Annotated in this window: 17 protein-coding genes; 8 read left to right on the forward strand and 9 right to left on the reverse strand. The window is 62.7% G+C overall.

What is annotated here, in order from left to right; genetic code table 11:
• Window positions 1-25 precede the first annotated feature (25 nt).
• The 6 genes from cysG to V6093_RS08745 form a co-directional block, all read right to left on the reverse strand.
• Window positions 26-1,417, reverse strand: coding sequence for a siroheme synthase CysG (gene cysG, locus V6093_RS08720; RefSeq protein WP_010954807.1), 1,392 nt, complete (start codon window positions 1,415-1,417; stop codon window positions 26-28).
• Window positions 1,418-2,698, reverse strand: a complete 1,281-nt coding sequence (gene serS, locus V6093_RS08725; RefSeq protein ID WP_010954808.1) for a serine--tRNA ligase — start codon at window positions 2,696-2,698, stop codon at window positions 1,418-1,420.
• Between the two features lie 30 nt (window positions 2,699-2,728).
• Window positions 2,729-3,103: a fluoride efflux transporter CrcB gene (crcB, locus tag V6093_RS08730; protein ID WP_003251205.1), complete on the reverse strand. Its 375-nt coding sequence runs from the start codon at window positions 3,101-3,103 to the stop codon at window positions 2,729-2,731.
• Window positions 3,100-4,425 carry a replication-associated recombination protein A gene (locus V6093_RS08735; RefSeq protein ID WP_003251207.1) on the reverse strand — a complete coding sequence of 442 codons (1,326 nt, stop codon included), beginning with the start codon at window positions 4,423-4,425 and terminating at the stop codon, window positions 3,100-3,102. The genes crcB and V6093_RS08735 overlap by 4 nt, the downstream gene beginning before the upstream one ends.
• A gap of 12 nt (window positions 4,426-4,437) precedes the next feature.
• Window positions 4,438-5,061: an outer membrane lipoprotein chaperone LolA gene (gene lolA / locus V6093_RS08740; protein ID WP_003251209.1), complete on the reverse strand. Its 624-nt coding sequence runs from the start codon at window positions 5,059-5,061 to the stop codon at window positions 4,438-4,440.
• A gap of 62 nt (window positions 5,062-5,123) precedes the next feature.
• Window positions 5,124-7,625 carry a DNA translocase FtsK gene (locus tag V6093_RS08745; protein WP_014859313.1) on the reverse strand — a complete coding sequence of 834 codons (2,502 nt, stop codon included), beginning with the start codon at window positions 7,623-7,625 and terminating at the stop codon, window positions 5,124-5,126.
• Between the two features lie 407 nt (window positions 7,626-8,032).
• On the opposite strand from V6093_RS08745, the gene aat reads away from it, so the two are divergent.
• The 3 genes from aat to infA all read left to right on the forward strand — a co-directional run bounded on the left by aat (window position 8,033) and on the right by infA (window position 9,797).
• A complete protein-coding gene (gene aat, locus V6093_RS08750) occupies window positions 8,033-8,713 on the forward strand; it encodes a leucyl/phenylalanyl-tRNA--protein transferase (RefSeq protein ID WP_003251213.1) in 681 nt (226 codons plus the stop codon).
• 56 nt (window positions 8,714-8,769) lie between these two features.
• On the forward strand, window positions 8,770-9,477 hold the full coding sequence (locus V6093_RS08755; protein WP_003251215.1) for an arginyltransferase: 708 nt from the start codon (window positions 8,770-8,772) through the stop codon (window positions 9,475-9,477).
• 101 nt (window positions 9,478-9,578) lie between these two features.
• A complete protein-coding gene (gene infA, locus V6093_RS08760) occupies window positions 9,579-9,797 on the forward strand; it encodes a translation initiation factor IF-1 (RefSeq protein WP_002553999.1) in 219 nt (72 codons plus the stop codon).
• An 85-nt stretch (window positions 9,798-9,882) separates the two neighbouring features.
• Here infA and clpA read toward each other — a convergent pair whose 3' ends face one another.
• Both clpA and clpS read right to left on the reverse strand, forming a co-directional pair.
• Window positions 9,883-12,153 carry an ATP-dependent Clp protease ATP-binding subunit ClpA gene (gene clpA, locus V6093_RS08765; protein ID WP_003251217.1) on the reverse strand — a complete coding sequence of 757 codons (2,271 nt, stop codon included), beginning with the start codon at window positions 12,151-12,153 and terminating at the stop codon, window positions 9,883-9,885.
• A 30-nt stretch (window positions 12,154-12,183) separates the two neighbouring features.
• Window positions 12,184-12,546, reverse strand: a complete 363-nt coding sequence (gene clpS / locus V6093_RS08770) for an ATP-dependent Clp protease adapter ClpS (RefSeq protein ID WP_003251220.1) — start codon at window positions 12,544-12,546, stop codon at window positions 12,184-12,186.
• 230 nt (window positions 12,547-12,776) lie between these two features.
• On the opposite strand from clpS, the gene cspD reads away from it, so the two are divergent.
• Window positions 12,777-13,043, forward strand: a complete 267-nt coding sequence (gene cspD, locus V6093_RS08775; RefSeq protein ID WP_014590372.1) for a cold shock domain-containing protein CspD — start codon at window positions 12,777-12,779, stop codon at window positions 13,041-13,043.
• Between the two features lie 71 nt (window positions 13,044-13,114).
• Here cspD and icd read toward each other — a convergent pair whose 3' ends face one another.
• On the reverse strand, window positions 13,115-14,371 hold the full coding sequence (icd, locus tag V6093_RS08780; RefSeq protein ID WP_047604806.1) for an NADP-dependent isocitrate dehydrogenase: 1,257 nt from the start codon (window positions 14,369-14,371) through the stop codon (window positions 13,115-13,117).
• A gap of 414 nt (window positions 14,372-14,785) precedes the next feature.
• Here icd and V6093_RS08785 point away from each other — a divergent pair, with 414 nt between their 5' ends.
• From V6093_RS08785 to hflD, 4 genes are all read left to right on the forward strand, one after another.
• The gene (locus tag V6093_RS08785; protein ID WP_406669771.1) at window positions 14,786-17,011 is read left to right on the forward strand and encodes an NADP-dependent isocitrate dehydrogenase; all 2,226 of its coding nucleotides are present in this window, start codon (window positions 14,786-14,788) and stop codon (window positions 17,009-17,011) included.
• A gap of 205 nt (window positions 17,012-17,216) precedes the next feature.
• Window positions 17,217-17,657, forward strand: a complete 441-nt coding sequence (locus V6093_RS08790; RefSeq protein ID WP_003251227.1) for an NUDIX hydrolase — start codon at window positions 17,217-17,219, stop codon at window positions 17,655-17,657.
• 59 nt (window positions 17,658-17,716) lie between these two features.
• On the forward strand, window positions 17,717-18,841 hold the full coding sequence (mnmA, locus tag V6093_RS08795) for a tRNA 2-thiouridine(34) synthase MnmA (RefSeq protein WP_406669772.1): 1,125 nt from the start codon (window positions 17,717-17,719) through the stop codon (window positions 18,839-18,841).
• Window positions 18,838-19,464, forward strand: coding sequence for a high frequency lysogenization protein HflD (gene hflD, locus V6093_RS08800; RefSeq protein ID WP_003251232.1), 627 nt, complete (start codon window positions 18,838-18,840; stop codon window positions 19,462-19,464). The genes mnmA and hflD overlap by 4 nt, the downstream gene beginning before the upstream one ends.
• Window positions 19,465-19,592: the final 128 nt, after the last annotated feature.

Here is a 19,592-nt window from a genome sequence, read left to right on the forward strand (position 1 = left end):
GGGCCGCAAAGCGGCCCCAACGATTTCAGCTGTTCTGCGAACCTTCGAACCAGGCCAGCTTGTCACGCAACTGCACCACCTCCCCCACAATCACCAGGGTCGGCGCATGCACCTCGTGCTGGGCCACCAGGTCTGGCAAGTCAGCCAAGGTGCCGGTGAACACGCGCTGATTACGCGTGGTCCCCTGCTGCACCAACGCCGCCGGGGTACTCGCGGCACGCCCGTGGCGAATCAGCTCGGCACAGATGGTCGGCAAGCCCACCAACCCCATGTAGAACACCAAGGTCTGCGCCGGCGCCACCAGGTCATTCCACGGCAGGTTGCTGGTGCCATCCTTGAGGTGCCCAGTGACGAAGCGCACCGACTGGGCATAGTCGCGGTGAGTCAGCGGAATGCCGCCATACGCCGAGCAGCCGCTGGCCGCGGTAATGCCCGGCACCACCTGGAACGGAATGCCATGCTCGGCCAGCTCTTCGATCTCTTCGCCGCCCCGGCCGAAGATGAACGGGTCGCCACCCTTCAGGCGCAGCACCCGCTTACCCTGCCGAGCCAGATCGACCAACAGGCGGTTGATCTGGTCCTGCGGCACTGAATGATCAGCGCGGCGCTTGCCTACATAGATGCGCTCGGCATCACGACGACACATATCGATGATGGCGGGTGCGACTAGGCGGTCGTACAGCACCACGTCGGCCTGCTGCATCAGGCGCAAGGCACGGAAGGTCAGCAAGTCCGGATCACCCGGGCCGGCACCAACCAAGTACACCTCACCACCCTGCTGCACCGGTGCGCCGTCCACCATCGCCTGCAACAGACGTTCGGCTTCCGCGCCCTGCCCGGCCAGCTGACGCTCGGCGATCGGCCCCTGGAACACGGTTTCCCAGAAGCCACGACGCTGGTTGACGTCCGGGTACAGGGATTTGACCTTGTGCCGGAAGCGTGCCGCCAGCCCGGCCAGCTCACCATAGGCCGAAGGGATCCACGCCTCGAGCTTGGCTCGAATCAGGCGTGCCAGTACCGGGGCGTCACCGCCGCTGGAAACAGCAATTACCAGCGGCGAACGGTCCACGATCGCCGGGAAGATCACCGTACACAGGGCCGGCGCATCCACCACATTGACCGGCAGGCTAAGGGCCTGCGCATCGGCCGACACCTGGGCATTCAGCCCAGGGTCGTCAGTCGCCGCGATCACCAGCCGGCAACCGACCAGGTCGGCTGCCTGATAGCCACGCACCAGCACCTCACCGCCACCTTCCCGGGCCAACGCCGCCAACTGGCCGTCGACGTCCGGCGCCACCACGCGCAGCACACCGCCGGCATCGGCCAGCAGGCGTGCCTTGCGCAAGGCGATCTCACCGCCACCGACGACCAGCACGCGGCCGCCCTGCAGCTTGTGGAACAGCGGCAGGTAATCCATTTAGCGGATGACCTCGACGCCGCCCATGTACGGCTTCAGCACTTCCGGCACCAGGATCGAACCGTCGGCCTGCTGGTAGTTCTCCAGCACAGCAACCAGGGTACGGCCTACGGCCAGACCGGAGCCGTTGAGCGTGTGCACCAGCTCTGGCTTGCCGGTTTCCGGGTTGCGCCAGCGAGCCTGCATGCGGCGCGCCTGGAAATCACCACAGTTGGAGCACGAGCTGATTTCGCGGTACTTGTCCTGGCTCGGCACCCACACTTCCAGGTCGTAGGTTTTCACCGCACCAAAGCCCATGTCGCCAGTGCACAGGGCCAGCACGCGGTATGGCAGCTCAAGCAACTGCAGCACGCGCTCGGCGTTGGCGGTCAGGCCTTCCAGGGCTTCCATCGACTTGGACGGCTCTACCACCTGCACCATCTCGACTTTGTCGAACTGGTGCTGGCGAATCATGCCGCGGGTGTCACGGCCAGAAGCGCCGGCTTCGCTGCGGAAGCAAGGGGTGTGGGCAACCAGTTTGAGCGGCAGCTGCTTGGCGTCGAGGATTTCACCCGCCACCAGGTTGGTCAGCGACACTTCGGCGGTCGGGATCAGGTAGAAGTCAGCCTCGCCTTCGCGGGTGATCTTGAACAGGTCTTCCTCAAACTTCGGCAACTGGCCAGTGCCCTGCAGCGCGGGCGCCTGCACCATGTACGGGGTGTAGTGTTCCTCGTAGCCATGTTCGCCGGTGTGCAGGTTGATCATGAACTGCGCCAGGGCGCGGTGCAGACGGGCAACCGGACCACGCAGCACAGCAAAACGGGCACCGGACAGCTTGGCAGCCGCTTCGAAGTCCAGGCCACCGCTGATTTCACCGAGGGCCACATGGTCCTTGATTTCGAAGTCGAACGCCTTCGGCGTGCCCCAACGGCGCACTTCGACGTTGTCGTCTTCACTGGCGCCGACCGGCACGCTGGCGTCCGGCAGGTTGGGGATGGTCAGCAGGATGCCATCCAGCTCGGCCTGAATGGCGTCCAGCTCAGCCTTGCCGGCAGCCAGTTCGTTGGCCATGCGCTCGACGTCCGCCATCAGCGGGGCGATGTCTTCGCCCTTGGCCTTGGCCTGGCCGATGGACTTGGAACGGGCGTTACGCTCAGCCTGCAGTTGTTCGGTGCGGGTCTGCACCGCCTTGCGGCGCTCTTCCAGTGATTCGATGCGCGCGACATCCAGGCTGAAGCCACGGGAGGCCAGGCGATCCGCCACTTCCTGAAGTTGGCCGCGTAACAGTTTGGAATCGAGCATATCGTTCTCTCGTTATGTGTAGGTGTTGGTTCAGAATCGGGTCAGGGACAGGCCAGCCCAGGTTGCGAGCAGCCCGCCCACTACGCTGATACTGGTATAGCCCAAGGCAAGGGGCACTTGCCCGCTTTCCATCAGGCGCACGGTATCGAGCGAGAAGGAGGAAAAGGTCGTCAGGCCCCCGAGGAAGCCGACAATCAGGCCGGCGCGCAGTTCGACCGGCGCCAGCGGCTTGTGCAAGAACAAGCCATAGAGCAAGCCGATCAGCAGACAGCCAACCAGGTTGACCGCCAGCGTACCGGCATAGAAGTGCCGTGGCCAGTGGGCCGCTACCCAGTTGGTGGTAGCAAAGCGCAACAAGGTGCCGGCAATACCACCCGCGCTGACTGCGGCGATGAGTGCAATCACGGTTTTCTCCGCTGGCGGGGGCTGTTGCGGTCGAGGTCGGCCAGATGGCGCAGCTTCTCGCCAATTTTCAGTTCCAGGCCACGGGGCACCGGCTGATAGTACTGGCGCGGTTCCAGCTCGTCGGGGAAGTAATCCTCACCGGCGGCGTAGGCGTCAGGCTCATCGTGGGCATAGCGGTACTCGTCGCCATAGCCCAACTGTTTCATCAGCTTGGTCGGGGCATTGCGCAGGTGCAACGGCACCTCCAGCGAACCATGCTCAGCCGCTTCGCGCAGGGCGGTCTTGAACCCCACGTACACCGCGTTGCTCTTGGGTGCGCAGGCCAGGTAGGTGATGGCCTGTGCCACCGCCAACTCGCCCTCGGGGCTGCCAAGGCGCTCCTGCACATCCCAGGCTGCCAGGCACAGGCTAAGCGCACGCGGGTCGGCGTTGCCGATGTCCTCGCTGGCCATGCGCACCACGCGGCGGGCGATGTACAACGGATCGCAGCCGCCGTCGAGCATGCGTGCAAACCAGTACAGGGCGCCATCGGGGTTGGAGCCGCGCACCGACTTGTGCAGTGCGGATATCTGGTCGTAAAACGCCTCGCCGCCTTTGTCGAAGCGGCGGCGACTGTCACCCAGCAGGCTCTGTAGCATCTCGACGTCGATCTCGCTGCCGTCTTCAGCCAGGTCCGAGGCGTTCTCAAGGAAGTTGAGCATGCGCCGGCCATCGCCGTCGGCGGCGGCCATCAGCATCTTGAAGGCGTCGTCGCCCACCCGCAGGTTGCGCTTGCCCAGGCCACGCGCTTCCGTCAGCGCACGGTTGACCAGCTTGCGCAAGGCCGCTTCGTCCAGGCTCTTGAGCACATACACCCGCGCCCGTGACAGCAGCGCGTTGTTCAGCTCGAACGACGGGTTTTCGGTGGTGGCACCGATGAACAGCAGGGTGCCGTCCTCGACATAGGGCAAAAAGGCGTCCTGCTGCGACTTGTTGAAGCGGTGCACCTCGTCAACGAACAGGATGGTGCGACGGCCATATTGGCCAGCCTGCTGTTTGGCCACCTCCACCGCCTGGCGGATCTCTTTCACCCCGGCCAGCACCGCCGACACCGTTTCGAAGTGCGCATCGCAGAACTGCGCCAGCAACCGCGCCAGCGTGGTCTTGCCGACCCCGGGCGGCCCCCAGAAGATCATCGAGTGCAGCGCACCTTGTTCCAGCGCTTCGCGCAGCGGTTTACCGCGCGCCAGCAGGTGCTCCTGGCCGACATACTCATCCAGGCTGGACGGGCGCAGACGGGCGGCCAGGGGCTGGGCGACAGGTTCGCTTCGAAACAGGTCCATGGCGAGCTCTGGTTACTCCTTGATCACGTCCGCGCCCTTGGGGATGTCGAACTTGAACTTGCTGTCCGGCACCGCCTGGTTGGCCTTGACGCCATTGAACAGGATGTTGGTGCGCTGGCCGACGCTGTCGATCAGCTGCATGTCATTGATCAGGCCTTTGCGGAACGACACGCGCAGCGAGTCGAACAGGGTGTCCTTGGTCTTTGGCTTGAGGGTGAAGTCCATCACCTCACCCTGCTCCTTCGAGGCGATGTCGAAGCTCTGGCTGATCTTCGACACGTCCCCGGACAGCAACAGGGCCGGGGTCTGGTTCAGGCGCACGTCGAGCTTCTTGATGGTGGCCTGCTCCAGGTCCGGGTCCCACAGGGTGACGTTCTTGCCGTCCGACACCACCACCTGCTCCTGCGGTGCATCGGTGTGCCAGTAGAACAGGCCCGGGCGCTTGACCGTCATCTTGCCCGAGGTTTCCTGCAGGCTGGTGCCATCGGCGCCCAGGGTCAGCTGGGAGAAGTTGGCCTCGATGGTCTGCGACTTTTCCAGCAACTGGGTCAGGCGTTGTACGTCTTGCTCACCGGCATAAGCAGTAACCGAGCCCAGGGTCAGGGCAGAAACCAACAGCATGCGAATCGCGCGCATGGGAATCCTCATTGAGCGTTGAAAAGGCCTGGCGCCACCGTTGGCGCCAGGCAGGGTGTTCATCAGTCGCGCGGGCCGCCCGGGGCTATCACTTCCCGCGAGCCGTTGCTGTTCATCGGGGTGACAACGCCGGCCATCTCCATCGACTCGATCATGCGCGCGGCACGGTTGTAGCCGATCTTCAGCTTGCGTTGCACGGCAGAAATGGAGGCGCGACGGCTCTCGAGCACGAATTGCACCGCCTCATCATACAGGGCGTCGGTTTCGGCATCGTCACCCTCGCCACCGCCGCCGCCGCCGTCAAAGCCGCTACCGGCCTCTTCGACGCCGTTGAGGATGTCGTCGTTGTAGTCCGGGGCGCCACGCAGCTTCCACGCCTCGACCGTGCGGTGCACTTCGTCGTCGGACACGAATGCGCCGTGCACCCGGATCGGCAGGCTGGTGCCCGGCGGCATGTACAGCATGTCGCCATGGCCCAGCAGCTGTTCGGCACCGCCCTGGTCGATGATGGTACGCGAGTCGATCTTGCTCGACACCTGGAACGCCATACGGGTCGGGATGTTGGCCTTGATCAGGCCGGTGATCACGTCCACCGACGGGCGCTGGGTCGCGAGGATCAGGTGAATACCGGCCGCCCGTGCCTTCTGCGCGATACGGGCGATCAGCTCTTCGACCTTCTTGCCGACGATCATCATCATGTCGGCGAATTCGTCCACCACCACCACGATGGTCGGCAAGGTTTTCAGCGCAGGCGGCTCATCGTCCATGCTCTCACGGCGATACAGCGGGTCATGGATGATTTCGCCCGCTTCCTGGGCGTCCTTGATCTTGCGGTTGAAACCGGCCAGGTTACGCACGCCCATGGCCGCCATCAGTTTGTAGCGCCGCTCCATCTCGGCCACGCTCCAGCGCAGGGCGTTGGCGGCGTCCTTCATGTCGGTGACCACCGGGCACAGTAAGTGCGGGATGCCTTCGTAGATCGACAGTTCAAGCATTTTCGGGTCGATCATGATCAGCCGCGCGTCTTCCGGGCTGGACTTGAACAGGATCGACAAAATCATCGCGTTCACACCCACCGACTTACCGGAGCCGGTAGTACCGGCCACCAACAGGTGCGGCATCTTGGCCAGGTCAGTGATCACCGGCTTGCCGCCAATGTCGTGGCCCAGCGCCAGCGTGACGGGCGATTTCTGCTCGTCGTACTGCGGCGTGGCCAGCACTTCGGAGAAGCGCACCATCTGGCGGTTTTCGTTGGGTATCTCGATACCTACCGTGGTCTTGCCAGGGATGACCTCGACCACTCGCACACTGGTCACGGCCAGCGAGCGCGCCAGGTCCTTGGCCAGGTTGGCGATGCGGCTGACCTTCACGCCGGCGGCCGGCTGGATTTCGTAACGGGTAATTACCGGGCCGGGGTGGATCGAGTCCACCGCCACTTCCACACCGAATTCCTTGAGCTTGATTTCCAGCAGCTGACCGACGCCAGCCAGGGACTCTGGCGAATACTCGATCTTTTTCTGTTCGGCCGGGTCGAGGATGGAAATCGAGGGCAAGGTGCCTTCCACGGCGCTGTCGACGAACAGCGGCGCCTGCTTTTCCTTCATCGCCCGCTTGCTCGGCTCCGGCGCCTTGGCGGCTGACGGCGGCACAATGGTGGGCGCTGCGTGCTGCTGGCGGGGCACCACGGTTTCACGCGGCGCCAATGCCTCAGGCGCCGTTTCACGTGGCGGCACAATCGGTTCGCGTGCAAGGGTTGGCTCACGTGGCTCGACCGGCTGAGCGGGTGGCTCTTCACGCTTGAGGATGCGCTCGCGCAGTGACGGTTTGGCCGGCTCGCGCTTCTCGGCAGCCATCGGCGCGGCCTTGAACACCGGTTCGTCCTCGCGCAGCTGTGCCTCAAGGCGCTTGCGCTCGTTGCGCGCTTCCCACCAGCGGGTGGCAGCCCCTTGCACCAGTTCGAACAGGTCGAGGGTGATCTTGCCGGTCAGGTCCATCACCTTGAACCACGACAGGTCGGTGAAGACGGTCAGGCCGAACAGGAACAGGGCAATGAACATCAGCGTGCTGCCCTGCACGTTCAGCAGGTTGCGCGCCAGGTCGCCCAGGCTTTCGCCCAGTGCACCACCGGCGGAGAACGGCAGGCTGGCGGGCGGGTGGAAGTGGATATGCGCCAGCGCTGCCCCCGACAGCACCAGGAACACCAGGCCAATCAGCCGCCAGGAGAACAGCCAGCCGCTCCAATCCCACGGCTGGTGGCGTTCGCGGAAAATCTGCCAAGTCTTGACCGCCAGCAGCAGCGGGAAAATATAGGCGAAGTAACCCAGCACCATGAACAGGATGTCGGCGAAGTAGGCACCGGCACGCCCGGCCGCATTCTGCACCTGGTCGACGTTGCTGGTGTGGCTGAAGCCCGGGTCCGACGTATCGTAGGTCAGCAGCGCCATCCACAGGTACAGGCACAGCGCGCCGACAGCGATCAACGCACCTTCCTTGAGGCGATAATGCAGCTGCTGCCGCCACAGTGGCACAGGCAATGGAGCTGGAGTTGCGGTGGATTTCTTCAAAACGCGTCTATTCCTGCGCGTGGTGCGCGTCCAATAGTGATCGGCCGCTGCGCGACCAACGAACCACTACTTTTAACATTACTGCCCGCCAGCCGCCATGGCGGCACGCCGTATGGGGGTTTGGCCGGGGGCGAATTCATATAGCTGCAATTTGAGCATGCATTTTCTTTTGTGACAAAGGCTTATGCTGTGTTTTTGCACAGGTGTGACAGCAAATGTAGCGGATGGTGCCTGCGGTTTGATGAATGTGTAGGAAATTGCCCTGAATTGCCGCAAAACGGCCTCACCTCCCTGTAGGGGGTAGCTTGTGCAGGTTACCGCGCTGGCTTTGAGGCACCCAAAGAGATTGACCCCGCTTTTGACCCAAGCCATGCTGCCCTCTCCCCTCCCCCACCGCACGATAGACCATGCTCACCTGGCTGACCCGCGACTCGCTGACCTTCCCGCCACTGGAAAAGGCGCTGCACGACCCCAACGGCCTACTGGCCGCCGGCGGTGACCTGAGCCCCGAGCGTCTGGTGCAGGCGTATCGCCATGGCTGCTTCCCGTGGTACCAGGACGGCCAACCGATCCTGTGGTGGTCACCCGACCCGCGCACGGTGTTGTTGCCTGACCAGTTGCATGTGTCACGCTCGCTGGCCAAGCTGATGCGCCAAGGCCGCTACCAGGTCAGCTTCGACACCGACTTCCCGGCCGTGATCGCCGCCTGCGCCGCGCCTCGCGACTACGCTGACGGCACCTGGATCACCGACACCATGCGCAACGCCTACTGCGAGCTGCACCGCCGCGGCATCGCCCATTCGGTCGAAGTTCGCCAGGACGGCGAACTGGTCGGGGGCCTGTACGGCCTCGCCATGGGCCAGCTGTTCTTTGGCGAATCGATGTTCAGCCGCGCCGACAACGCCTCCAAGGTCGGCTTCGTGACCTTGGTCAACCACCTGCGAGACGCCGGCTTCGTGCTTATCGACTGCCAGATGCCGACCAACCACCTGCACAGCCTGGGCGCCCACGCCATCAGCCGTGCCGAGTTCGCCAGCTACCTGGCACGCCACCTTGACCAACCCAACAGTGCTTCATGGGTTGCCTAGGCGAGTTCCCGTAGCTGGCTTACACTTAAAACAAAGTCTCACCGAAGGGGTTGATCATGACAGAGTTGGCGCGGTTGAAGTTCTATGCCACTCAGCCCCACTCCTGCAGCTACCTGCCGGAGGAGCAGGCGACCACGCTGTTCCTCGACCCCAGCCAGCCGATGGACGTGCACGTGTACGCCGATTTGTCGGAAATGGGCTTTCGCCGCAGTGGCGACCACCTGTACCGCCCACACTGCCAGAACTGCAACGCCTGCGTGCCGGCGCGCATCCCGGCGGCGCGTTTCATCCCCAACCGCCAGCAGCGTCGCATACTCAAACGTAACGCCGACCTGACCGTAACCGCAGCGCGCCCGGCGTTCAAGGAAGAGTACTTCGAGCTGTACCGGCGCTATATCGAAACGCGCCACGCCGATGGCGACATGTACCCACCCAGCCGCGATCAGTTTTCCACCTTCCTGGTACGCGACCTGCCGTTCTGCTGGTTCTACGAATTTCGCCTGGAAGGCCGGTTGATGGCGGTGGCAGTGTGCGACCTGCTGCCCAATGGCCTGTCAGCGGTGTACACCTTCTACGAGCCGGACGAGGAGCGCCGCAGCCTCGGCCGTTTCGCCATTCTCTGGCAGATCACCGAAGCGCTGCGCCAGAACCTGGAGGCGGTTTACCTGGGCTACTGGATCAAGAACTGCAAGAAGATGAACTACAAGACGCAGTACCGACCTATCGAGCTGCTGATAAACCAGCGCTGGGTCACCCTCAACTGAAAGCATTGGCTTGACACGCAGTTTTCCGGCATAATCCACGCCACTTTTTTGCCCGGTGCGGATATGCGTCGGGCTAACACTGGATCCGAGGGCTCAACTGCATGTCGAAAGAAGACAGCTTCGAAATGGAAGGTACTGTCGTCGACACCCTGCCCAACACCATGTTCCGCGTGGAGTTGGAAAACGGGCACGTCGTAACCGCGCACATCTCCGGAAAGATGCGCAAGAACTACATCCGTATTCTCACTGGCGACAAGGTCCGCGTCGAGCTGACGCCGTACGACCTGAGCAAGGGCCGCATCACCTACCGTGCGCGCTAAACTCAAGCCATGAAAAAGCCCGGCCAGGTGCCGGGCTTTTTTGTGCCTTTTGAAACTGCAGGGGCTGCAAGGCAGCCCCTGCACATCACGCGACCTCAGCGGTGGTTTCGAAGTCGAACACCAGTTCGCCATCGCGCAGGTCGACATGCACCACGCCACCATGCTCGGCCAGCTCGCCAAACAGGATCTCCTCGGCCAGCGGCCGCTTGATCTTGTCCTGGATCAGCCGCGCCATTGGCCGCGCGCCCATCTGCACGTCATAGCCCGAAACCGCCAGCCAACCGCGTGCTTCATCGCTGACTTCCAGCAGCACACGCTTGTCTTCCAGTTGCGCCTGCAATTCGATAAGGAACTTGTCGACGATGCTTTTGATCGTCTCCGTGCTCAGGCGGCCAAACTGGATGATGGTATCCAGACGGTTGCGGAACTCTGGCGTGAAGCTCTTGCGGATCACTTCCATGGCATCGGACGCGTGGTCCTGATGAGTGAAGCCGATCGACGCCCGCGCCGCGGTTTCTGCACCGGCGTTGGTGGTCATGATCAGGATCACGTTACGGAAGTCGGCCTTGCGCCCGTTGTTGTCGGTCAAGGTACCGTGGTCCATCACCTGCAGCAGCAGATTGAAGACTTCCGGGTGGGCCTTCTCGATTTCATCGAGCAACAATACGCAGTGCGGCTGTTTGGTGATCGCCTCGGTCAACAAGCCACCCTGGTCAAAACCAACATAACCCGGCGGCGCACCAATCAAACGCGACACGGTGTGACGCTCCATGTACTCAGACATGTCGAAACGCACCAACTCCACACCCAGCGCCTTGGCCAGTTGCCGAGCCGCTTCGGTCTTGCCGACGCCGGTAGGGCCGGCGAACAGGAACGAACCCACCGGCTTGTCTGGCGACTTGAGGCCGGCACGGGACAGCTTGATCGCGGTGGCCAGCGAGTCGATTGCCTGGTCCTGGCCAAACACGGTCAGTTTCAGGTCGCGCTCAAGGTTACGCAGCAGCTCCTTGTCGGAACTGGTGACGTGCTTCGGCGGAATTCGCGCAATCTTGGCGACGATGTCCTCCACTTGCGGCACATCAATGCGCTTGACGCGATTGGCCTCTGGCTGCAGGCGCTGGTAGGCCCCAGCCTCGTCGATCACATCAATGGCCTTGTCAGGCATGTGCCGGTCGTTGATGTAGCGCGAAGCCAGTTCGGCGGCGGCGCGCAGGGCTTCGTCGCTGTACTCGATGTTGTGGTGGCTTTCGAAACGCCCTTTCAGGCCGCGCAGAATCCCCACGGTGTCTTCGACCGATGGCTCGCTGACATCCACCTTCTGGAAGCGCCGCGCCAGGGCACGGTCCTTCTCGAAGATGCCGCGAAACTCCTGGAACGTGGTCGAGCCGATGCAGCGGATTTCACCCGACGACAGCAGCGGCTTGAGCAGGTTGGAGGCATCCATCACCCCGCCCGACGCCGCACCGGCGCCGATGATGGTGTGAATTTCGTCGATGAACAGGATGGCCTGCGGACGCTTGCGCAGCTCACCGAGCAGCGCCTTGAAGCGCTTCTCGAAGTCACCACGGTATTTGGTACCGGCCAGCAAGGCGCCCAGATCGAGGGAGTACACCACGCTCTGGGCCAGCAGGTCAGGCACCTGACCATCGACGATGCGCTTGGCCAGGCCTTCGGCGATGGCCGTCTTGCCCACGCCAGCCTCACCCACCAGCAGCGGGTTGTTCTTGCGCCGACGGGCCAGGATTTGCGCCACGCGTTCCACTTCCTGCTCGCGACCGACCAGCGGGTCGATACGGCCGGCACGGGCCAGCTCGTTCAGGTTGCTGGCGTAGGCGTCCAGCGGGTTGCTCGAAGAGGAGGTTTCGCCGCCCTCTTCGTCCTGCATGTCCTGCTCGCTTTCAGACTGCGCACCATGCCCTGGCACCTTGGAGATGCCATGGGCGATGTAGTTGACCACGTCGATACGGGCCACGCTCTGCTGCTTGAGCAGGAACACGGCCTGGCTTTCCTGTTCGCTGAAGATCGCCACCAGCACGTTGGCGCCGGTCACTTCGCGCTTGCCAGAGCTTTGCACGTGGAACACGGCACGCTGCAGCACGCGCTGGAAGCCCAGGGTTGGCTGGGTTTCACGGTCTTCGTCGTTGACAGGGATCAACGGCGTGGTGGAGTCGATGAACTCTTGCAGGTCATGCTTGAGCTTGTCGAGATTGGCGCCACAGGCGCGCAGAACGGTCGCGGCAGCCTCATTGTCAAGGAGTGCCAGCAGCAGATGCTCGACGGTCATGAACTCATGACGCTTCGAACGAGCCTCCTTGAAGGCAAGATTGAGGGTGACTTCGAGCTCGCGGTTTAACATAGCTTCACCTCATACCCAAGTGGTCGGCGATTAACCGTCCTTCTCGATTTCACAGAGTAGCGGATGCTGGCTTTCCCTGGCGTATTGGTTGACCTGCATGGCCTTTGTTTCGGCGATGTCACGGGTAAACAATCCGCACACTGCCCGCCCCTCGGTATGGACGGTCAGCATGATCTTGGTCGCCAGCTCGCGGTTCAGACTGAAGAACGTCTCGAGCACTTCGACGACGAAATCCATTGGTGTGTAGTCATCGTTGAACAAAACCACCTTGTACATCGGTGGCGCCTGCAGGATCGGCTTGGCTTCCTGAACTGCAAGACCTGAGCCGTCGTCCTCATTCGATTGCGGGCGATCCTGATTGAATGTTAGTCGAATCTCACTAGGTGCATGCATGGAAAGAATTTCATCATGAGCGTCAGGTTAAGGTTGCGGGTTGACTGCACAGGCCACCGCCGGCGCAGGCGCCGCGTGACCTTGACTATCGGCAAAACGGTGTTACAACCAATAAGAACCCACCGTGGTCGATAAAGATCCGCGCAGTCAACCAGATTTTTCGCAAGGTTCGTATGCGGATGAAGTGGATGATACTCCAGTGATGGAGTCCTTTGCAGAGGGACATAGGGATGGCAAGCGGTAAAGTCAAGTGGTTCAACAATGCCAAGGGCTATGGATTCATCAATGAGGAAGGTAAATCCGATGACCTGTTCGCCCATTATTCCGCCATCCGAATGGACGGATACAAGACCCTGAAGGCTGGCCAGGCCGTGATATTCGACATCGTCCAGGGCCCCAAAGGCTTGCACGCCGTCGAAATCAAAGATGCCGCGGCCGCTGCAGCAGAGGCTGCCAGAACCCTGGGCGAGCCGCAAAGCGAAACTGCAAAAGCCTGACTGCCTGCGCTGTGCCGATAGACGAAAAAACCGGCCGCTTCTTTACAGGAGGCGGCCGGTTTTCTGTTGCCTTACATGTGTTTGATCATTTCATCGCCAAAGCCTGAGCTGCTTACCAGCTTGGCGCCTTCCATCAACCGCTCGAAATCGTAGGTCACGGTCTTGGCCGCAATGGCACCATTGGTGCCTTTGATGATCAGGTCGGCGGCCTCGGTCCAACCCATGTGGCGCAGCATCATCTCTGCCGAGAGGATCACCGAGCCCGGGTTGACCTTGTCCTGCCCGGCATACTTGGGCGCCGTGCCGTGAGTGGCCTCGAACATGGCCACGGTGTCGGACAGGTTGGCGCCCGGCGCAATGCCGATACCGCCCACTTCCGCCGCCAGGGCATCGGACAGGTAGTCACCGTTGAGGTTGAGGGTGGCGATCACGTCGTACTCGGCCGGGCGTAGCAGGATCTGCTGCAGCATGGCGTCGGCAATGGCGTCCTTGACGATGACCTCGCGACCGGTCTTGGGGTTCTTGAATTTCATCCACGGGCCACCATCGAGCAATTCAGCGCCGAACTCGTCACGCGCCACCTCGTACCCCCAGTCCTTGAACGCGCCCTCGGTGAACTTCATGATGTTGCCCTTGTGCACCAGGGTCAGCGATTCGCGGTCGTTATCCACCACGTATTGCAGGGCCTTGCGCACCAGACGCTTGGTACCCTCCTTAGACACCGGCTTGATGCCAATGCCGCAATCCTGGTCGAAGCGGATCTTGGTGACCCCCATTTCCTCCTTGAGAAACTTGATCACCTTGTTCGCCTCGGGCGATCCGGCCTTCCACTCGATGCCGGCATAGATGTCTTCGGAGTTCTCGCGGAAGATCACCATGTCGACGTCGCCCGGCTTTTTCACCGGGCTCGGTACACCCTGGAACCACAGCACCGGCCGCAAGCACACATACAGGTCCAGTTGCTGGCGCAGGGCCACGTTGAGCGAGCGGATGCCGCCACCGACCGGGGTGGTCAGCGGGCCCTTGATCGATACCACGTAATCACGCACGGCATCGAGGGTTTCCTGCGGCAGCCAGGTATCCTGGTCATACACCTGGGTGGCTTTCTCGCCAGCGTACACCTCCATCCAGGCAATCTTGCGCTTGCCGCCGTAGGCCTTCTGCACGGCGGCATCGACCACCTTGATCATTACCGGCGAAACATCGACGCCGATCCCGTCGCCTTCAATGTAAGGAATGATCGGATGATCAGGCACGTTAAGCGAATGGTCTGCATTGACGGTAATTTTGGTGCCGTCGGTCGGAACCTTGATTTTCTGGTATCCCATGCTTGCACTACTCCGCTGTCGGGTGTGGTTTGGACATCGTGCGATCCACTGAGCCTAAACCACATCTGCCGACCTGCAAGGCATGCGACAACCCGCCGCATTGCCGCTTAGTCTTTGGTCTTATAAATGGGCCGATATCACTTGGCCTTGCTGATTAGCCCGAATGGTTTGGTATACTCCGCCGCGACCGAAGGGTCATCGGGGCGAATCCCAGGAAAATGCGGACCGCCCTAGGCCATGAATGGCCATAAAGCCTGGGTTGTTACCGCAGCTCAGCACTTGACGCTCGACTGATGCATCCACCATCACCGCTCGCAGCCTCTCGACTTTCCGCTCATGGCGCTGCCAGGGCGATGCGCCTACCCTGCGCACCACGAGACTCGAGCACGCTCAGCACACAGAGAGTTAACCCGCATGCCCACCCGTTCCAAGATCATCTATACCTTCACCGACGAAGCCCCCGCCCTCGCCACTTACTCGCTGCTGCCGATCATCGAAGCGTTCACCGCTTCGGCTGACATCGCTGTCGAAACTCGCGACATCTCCCTGGCTGGCCGTATCCTTGCCGCCTTCCCGGAGCAACTGGGCGCAGAGAAGCAAGTAGGCGATCACCTGGCGGAACTGGGCCAGCTGGCTACCACCCCTGAAGCCAACATCATCAAACTGCCGAACATCAGCGCCTCGGTACCGCAGCTCAAAGCCGCGATCAAGGAACTGCAAGGCAAGGGCTTCAACATCCCTGACTACGCCGACGAGCCGGCCACCGCGGAAGAAAAAGAATCCCGTGCCCGCTACGACCGCATCAAGGGTTCCGCCGTGAACCCGGTGCTGCGCGAAGGCAACTCCGACCGCCGCGCGCCGCTGTCGGTCAAGAACTACGCCCGCAAGCACCCACACAAGATGGGCGCCTGGGCCGCCGACTCCAAGTCGCACGTTGCCCACATGACCCAAGGCGACTTCTACGGCAGCGAAAAGGCCGCGCTGATCGAAGCTGACGACAGCCTGCGCATCGAGCTGGTCGCCAAAGACGGCAGCACCACCGTGCTGAAAGAAAAAACCGCCGTCAAAGCCGCTGAAGTCATCGACTGCGCCACCCTGAGCCGCAAGGCCCTGAAAGCCTTCATCGCCGAGCAGATCGCCGACGCCAAGGCCGCCGGCGTGCTGCTGTCGGTGCACCTGAAAGCCACCATGATGAAGGTCTCCGACCCGATCATGTTCGGCGTCATCGTCGAAGAGTTCTACAACGACGTGCTGACCAAGCACGCCGCTGCCCTGGCCGAAGTAGGCTTCAACGCCAACAACGGTATCGGCGACCTGTACGCCCGCATCAAGGACCTGCCAGCTGACAAGCAGGCCGAGATCGAAGCCGACATCCAGGCCCTGTACGCCGAGCGCCCGGCCCTGGCCATGGTCAACTCCGACAAAGGCATCACCAACCTGCACGTGCCGAGCGACGTGATCGTCGACGCCTCGATGCCGGCCATGATCCGTGACTCGGGCAAGATGTGGAACACCGCAGGCGAACTGCAAGACGCCAAGGCCGTGATCCCGGACCGCTGCTACGCCGGCATCTACCAGGCCACCATCGAAGACTGCAAGGTCAACGGTGCCTTCGACCCGACCACCATGGGCAGCGTGCCGAACGTTGGCCTGATGGCGCAAAAGGCCGAAGAGTATGGCTCCCACGACAAGACCTTCCAGGTCAAGACTGACGGCGTGGTTCGTGTAGTCGATGGCAAGGGCAACGTGGTGCTGGAGCAGAACGTCGAAGCCGGTGACATCTTCCGTATGTGCCAGACCAAGGACGCGCCGATCCAGGACTGGGTCAAGCTGGCCGTCAACCGTGCCCGCCTGAGCAACACCCCGGCGGTGTTCTGGCTGGACCCGGCTCGCGCCCACGACGGCGTCATGATCGAGAAGGTGCAGAAGTACCTGAAAGATCACGACACCACCGGCCTGGACATCCGCATCCTGGCACCGGTCGACGCCATCAAGTTCTCCCTGGCCCGCATCCGCGAAGGCAAGGACACCATCTCGGTGACCGGCAACGTGCTGCGTGACTACCTGACCGACCTGTTCCCGATCATGGAGCTGGGCACCAGCGCCAAGATGCTGTCGATCGTACCGCTGATGAGCGGCGGTGGCCTGTTCGAAACCGGCGCCGGCGGTTCGGCTCCGAAGCACGTGCAGCAGCTGGTTGAAGAGAACTTCCTGCGTTGGGACTCGCTGGGTGAATTCCTGGCCCTGGCCGCTTCCCTGGAGCACCTGGGCAACACCTACGACAACCCGCGCGCCAAGGTTCTGGCCAACACCCTGGACCAGGCTACCGGCAAGTTCCTCGACACCAACAAGTCGCCGTCGCGCAAAGTCGGCGGTATCGACAACCGCGGCAGCCACTTCTACCTGACCCTGTACTGGGCCGAGGCCCTGGCCGCTCAGACGGACGACGCTGCCCTGCAGGCACGCTTCGCACCACTGGCAAAAACCCTGGCCGAGAACGAAGCGACCATCGTCGCCGAGCTCAACGCCGTTCAGGGCAAGCCAGCCGACATCGGCGGCTACTACGCCCCGGATGCCGAGCTGACCGCCAAGGTGATGCGCCCAAGCCAGACCCTGAACAGCGCCATCGCTGCCCTGTAAGGTTCGCTTGAAGTAATAGCACAAACCCCGGCCACGCACCGGGGTTTGTGCTTTCTGGGAAATCGGGCCGCTCTGCGGCCCTTCGCGGGCAAGCCCGCTCCTACAGGAGAGGTGCAGTTTGTGAGACCTGCGCTGCACCTTGTGGGAGCGGGCTTGCCCGCGAAGGACCGCAAGGCGGTCCCGGCAATCTGAAAGGACATGGCAAATGACCTGGCAACCCCACATCACCGTAGCGACCATCGTCGAGCACGAAGGCAAGTTCCTCTTCGTCGAGGAATTCAAAGCCAACCAGCACGTCTTCAACCAGCCGGCCGGCCACCTCGAGCCCAACGAGACCCTGCCCCAGGCCGCCCTGCGCGAAACCCTGGAGGAAACCGCCTGGGAAGTCGAGCTGACCGGCGTGGTCGGCATCTACCTGTACACCGCCCCCAGCAACGGCGTGACCTACCAGCGCATCTGCTTCGCCGCCCGCCCCGTGCGCCATCACGCCGACCTGGCACTGGACAGCGACATCGTCCGCGCCGTGTGGCTGACCCGCGACGAACTGCTGGCCGACCCCACTCGCTGGCGCAGCGAGCTGGTGCCGCGCTGCCTGGATGACTACCTCAAAGGCCCGCTGCACAGCCTCGACCTGCTACGCGACTGACGCAGCGCCGCGGTTTTGATAGAATCGGCGTTTTTCCCCCTTGATACACACCGGTACCCATGACCAGCCCAGCACTTAAAGACCCCGCCAAGACCCGCGTCATCGTCGGCATGTCCGGCGGCGTGGACTCTTCCGTCTCAGCCCTTCTGCTCATCGAGCAGGGCTACCAGGTGGAAGGGCTGTTCATGAAGAACTGGGAAGAGGACGACGGCACCGAATACTGCACCGCCCGTGAAGACCTGGCCGACGCCCAGGCCGTGTGCGACCGTATCGGCATCAAGCTGCACACCGCCAACTTCGCCGCCGAATACTGGGACAACGTGTTCGAGCACTTCCTTGAGGAATACAAGGCTGGCCGCACCCCCAACCCCGACATCCTCTGCAACCGCGAAATCAAGTTCAAGGCGTTCCTCGACTACGCCCTGTCGCTGGGTGCCGACCTGATCGCCACCGGCCACTATGTGCGCCGCCGCGATACTGGCGCGCTCACCGAACTGCTCAAGGGCCTGGACCCGAACAAGGACCAGAGCTACTTCCTGCACGCCGTCGGCGGCCAGGAAATCGCCCGCACGCTGTTCCCGGTCGGCGAACTGGAAAAGCCCGAAGTACGCGCCATCGCCGAAAAGCACGGCCTGGCCACCGCCAAGAAGAAAGATTCCACCGGCATCTGCTTCATTGGCGAGCGCCGCTTCAGCGACTTCCTCAAGCAGTACCTGCCGGCCCAGCCGGGCGAAATTGAAACCACCGAAGGTGAAGTGATCGGCCGCCACCATGGCCTGATGTACCACACCATCGGCCAGCGCCAGGGCCTGGGCATTGGCGGCCTGAAAGATGCCAGTGACGAGCCGTGGTACGTGCTGCACAAGGACCTGGCCCGCAACGTGCTGGTGGTCGGCCAGGGCAACGAGCACCCTTGGCTGTTCTCCCGCGCCCTGCTGGCCTCGGACATTTTCTGGGTCAACCCGGTCGACCTCGGCAGCCCACGGCAGTTGACTGCCAAGGTGCGCTACCGCCAGAGCGACCAGCGATGCACCCTGGAACGCACCGCCAGCGGCTACCGCGCCGTGTTCGACGAGCCTCAGCGCGCCGTGACGCCGGGCCAGTCGGTGGTGTTCTATGACGGCGAAGTGTGCCTGGGCGGCGGCGTGATCGAGGCTGCCGAGCCGTGGAGCCCGCGCGCATGAGCAACCTGCAGGAGCAGCTGATCGCATTGGGCGGTGTGTTCCAGGCCGCCGTGCTTGTCGACCGCATCGCCCGCACCGGCCAGGCCAGTGAAGCCAATATCGGCTGCATGCTGGGCAGCCTGCTGGTGCGTGACCCCAAGGACACCCTGGAGGTGTTCGGCGGTGACGACCTGAACCTGCGCGACGGCTACCGAGCGCTGATCGGCGCCCTCGAGCGCGACCCCAACAGCCTGCAGCGCGAGCCACTGCGCTACGCCCTGTCGATGCTGGGCCTGGAACGCCAGCTGAACAAGCGTGGTGACCTGCTGGACACCATCGGCAACCGCCTGCCGCAAATCCAGTCGCAGGCCGAGCATTTCGGCCTGGTTCACGAAAACGTCATCGCTTCCAGTGGAGCCTTGTATCAAGACACCCTGAGCACCTTGCGCCAGCGCATTCAGGTGCACGGCGACATGCGCTTCCTGCAGCAGCCCAACAACGCCTCGAAGATCCGCGCCTTGCTGCTGGCCGGCATCCGCGCCGCGCGACTGTGGCGGCAGCTGGGCGGGCACCGCTGGCAGCTGGTGTTTAGCCGGCGCAAGTTGCTGAACGAACTGTACGACATGATGCGCAGCCCCACCTGACGGGCTGGGCTGCCCTTTGTGGGAGCGGGCGTGCCCGCGAAGCAGGCGACGCGGTGTATGGCACCGGCTACGCCGGTGTTCGCGGGCACGCCTGCTCCCACAGGGGCTGCCACAGATCCAAATTGGGC

The sequence above is a fragment of the Pseudomonas putida group bacterium ESBL64 genome (assembly GCF_045277175.1).
Lineage (GTDB): Bacteria > Pseudomonadota > Gammaproteobacteria > Pseudomonadales > Pseudomonadaceae > Aquipseudomonas > Aquipseudomonas alloputida.

Bases quoted from the DNA above. Each gene is read 5' to 3' on its own strand.
- lolA (WP_003251209.1), bottom strand. From the start codon at position 5,061: ATGCGCGCGATTCGCATGCTGTTGGTTTCTGCCCTGACCCTGGGCTCG.
- aat (WP_003251213.1), top strand. From the start codon at position 8,033: ATGCTCACCTGGCTGACCCGCGACTCGCTGACCTTCCCGCCACTGGAA.
- cysG (WP_010954807.1), bottom strand. From the start codon at position 1,417: ATGGATTACCTGCCGCTGTTCCACAAGCTGCAGGGCGGCCGCGTGCTG.
- clpS (WP_003251220.1), bottom strand. From the start codon at position 12,546: ATGCATGCACCTAGTGAGATTCGACTAACATTCAATCAGGATCGCCCG.
- serS (WP_010954808.1), bottom strand. From the start codon at position 2,698: ATGCTCGATTCCAAACTGTTACGCGGCCAACTTCAGGAAGTGGCGGAT.
- V6093_RS08790 (WP_003251227.1), top strand. From the start codon at position 17,217: ATGACCTGGCAACCCCACATCACCGTAGCGACCATCGTCGAGCACGAA.
- V6093_RS08755 (WP_003251215.1), top strand. From the start codon at position 8,770: ATGACAGAGTTGGCGCGGTTGAAGTTCTATGCCACTCAGCCCCACTCC.
- infA (WP_002553999.1), top strand. From the start codon at position 9,579: ATGTCGAAAGAAGACAGCTTCGAAATGGAAGGTACTGTCGTCGACACC.
- hflD (WP_003251232.1), top strand. From the start codon at position 18,838: ATGAGCAACCTGCAGGAGCAGCTGATCGCATTGGGCGGTGTGTTCCAG.
- clpA (WP_003251217.1), bottom strand. From the start codon at position 12,153: ATGTTAAACCGCGAGCTCGAAGTCACCCTCAATCTTGCCTTCAAGGAG.
- V6093_RS08785 (WP_406669771.1), top strand. From the start codon at position 14,786: ATGCCCACCCGTTCCAAGATCATCTATACCTTCACCGACGAAGCCCCC.
- icd (WP_047604806.1), bottom strand. From the start codon at position 14,371: ATGGGATACCAGAAAATCAAGGTTCCGACCGACGGCACCAAAATTACC.
- mnmA (WP_406669772.1), top strand. From the start codon at position 17,717: ATGACCAGCCCAGCACTTAAAGACCCCGCCAAGACCCGCGTCATCGTC.
- cspD (WP_014590372.1), top strand. From the start codon at position 12,777: ATGGCAAGCGGTAAAGTCAAGTGGTTCAACAATGCCAAGGGCTATGGA.
- V6093_RS08735 (WP_003251207.1), bottom strand. From the start codon at position 4,425: ATGGACCTGTTTCGAAGCGAACCTGTCGCCCAGCCCCTGGCCGCCCGT.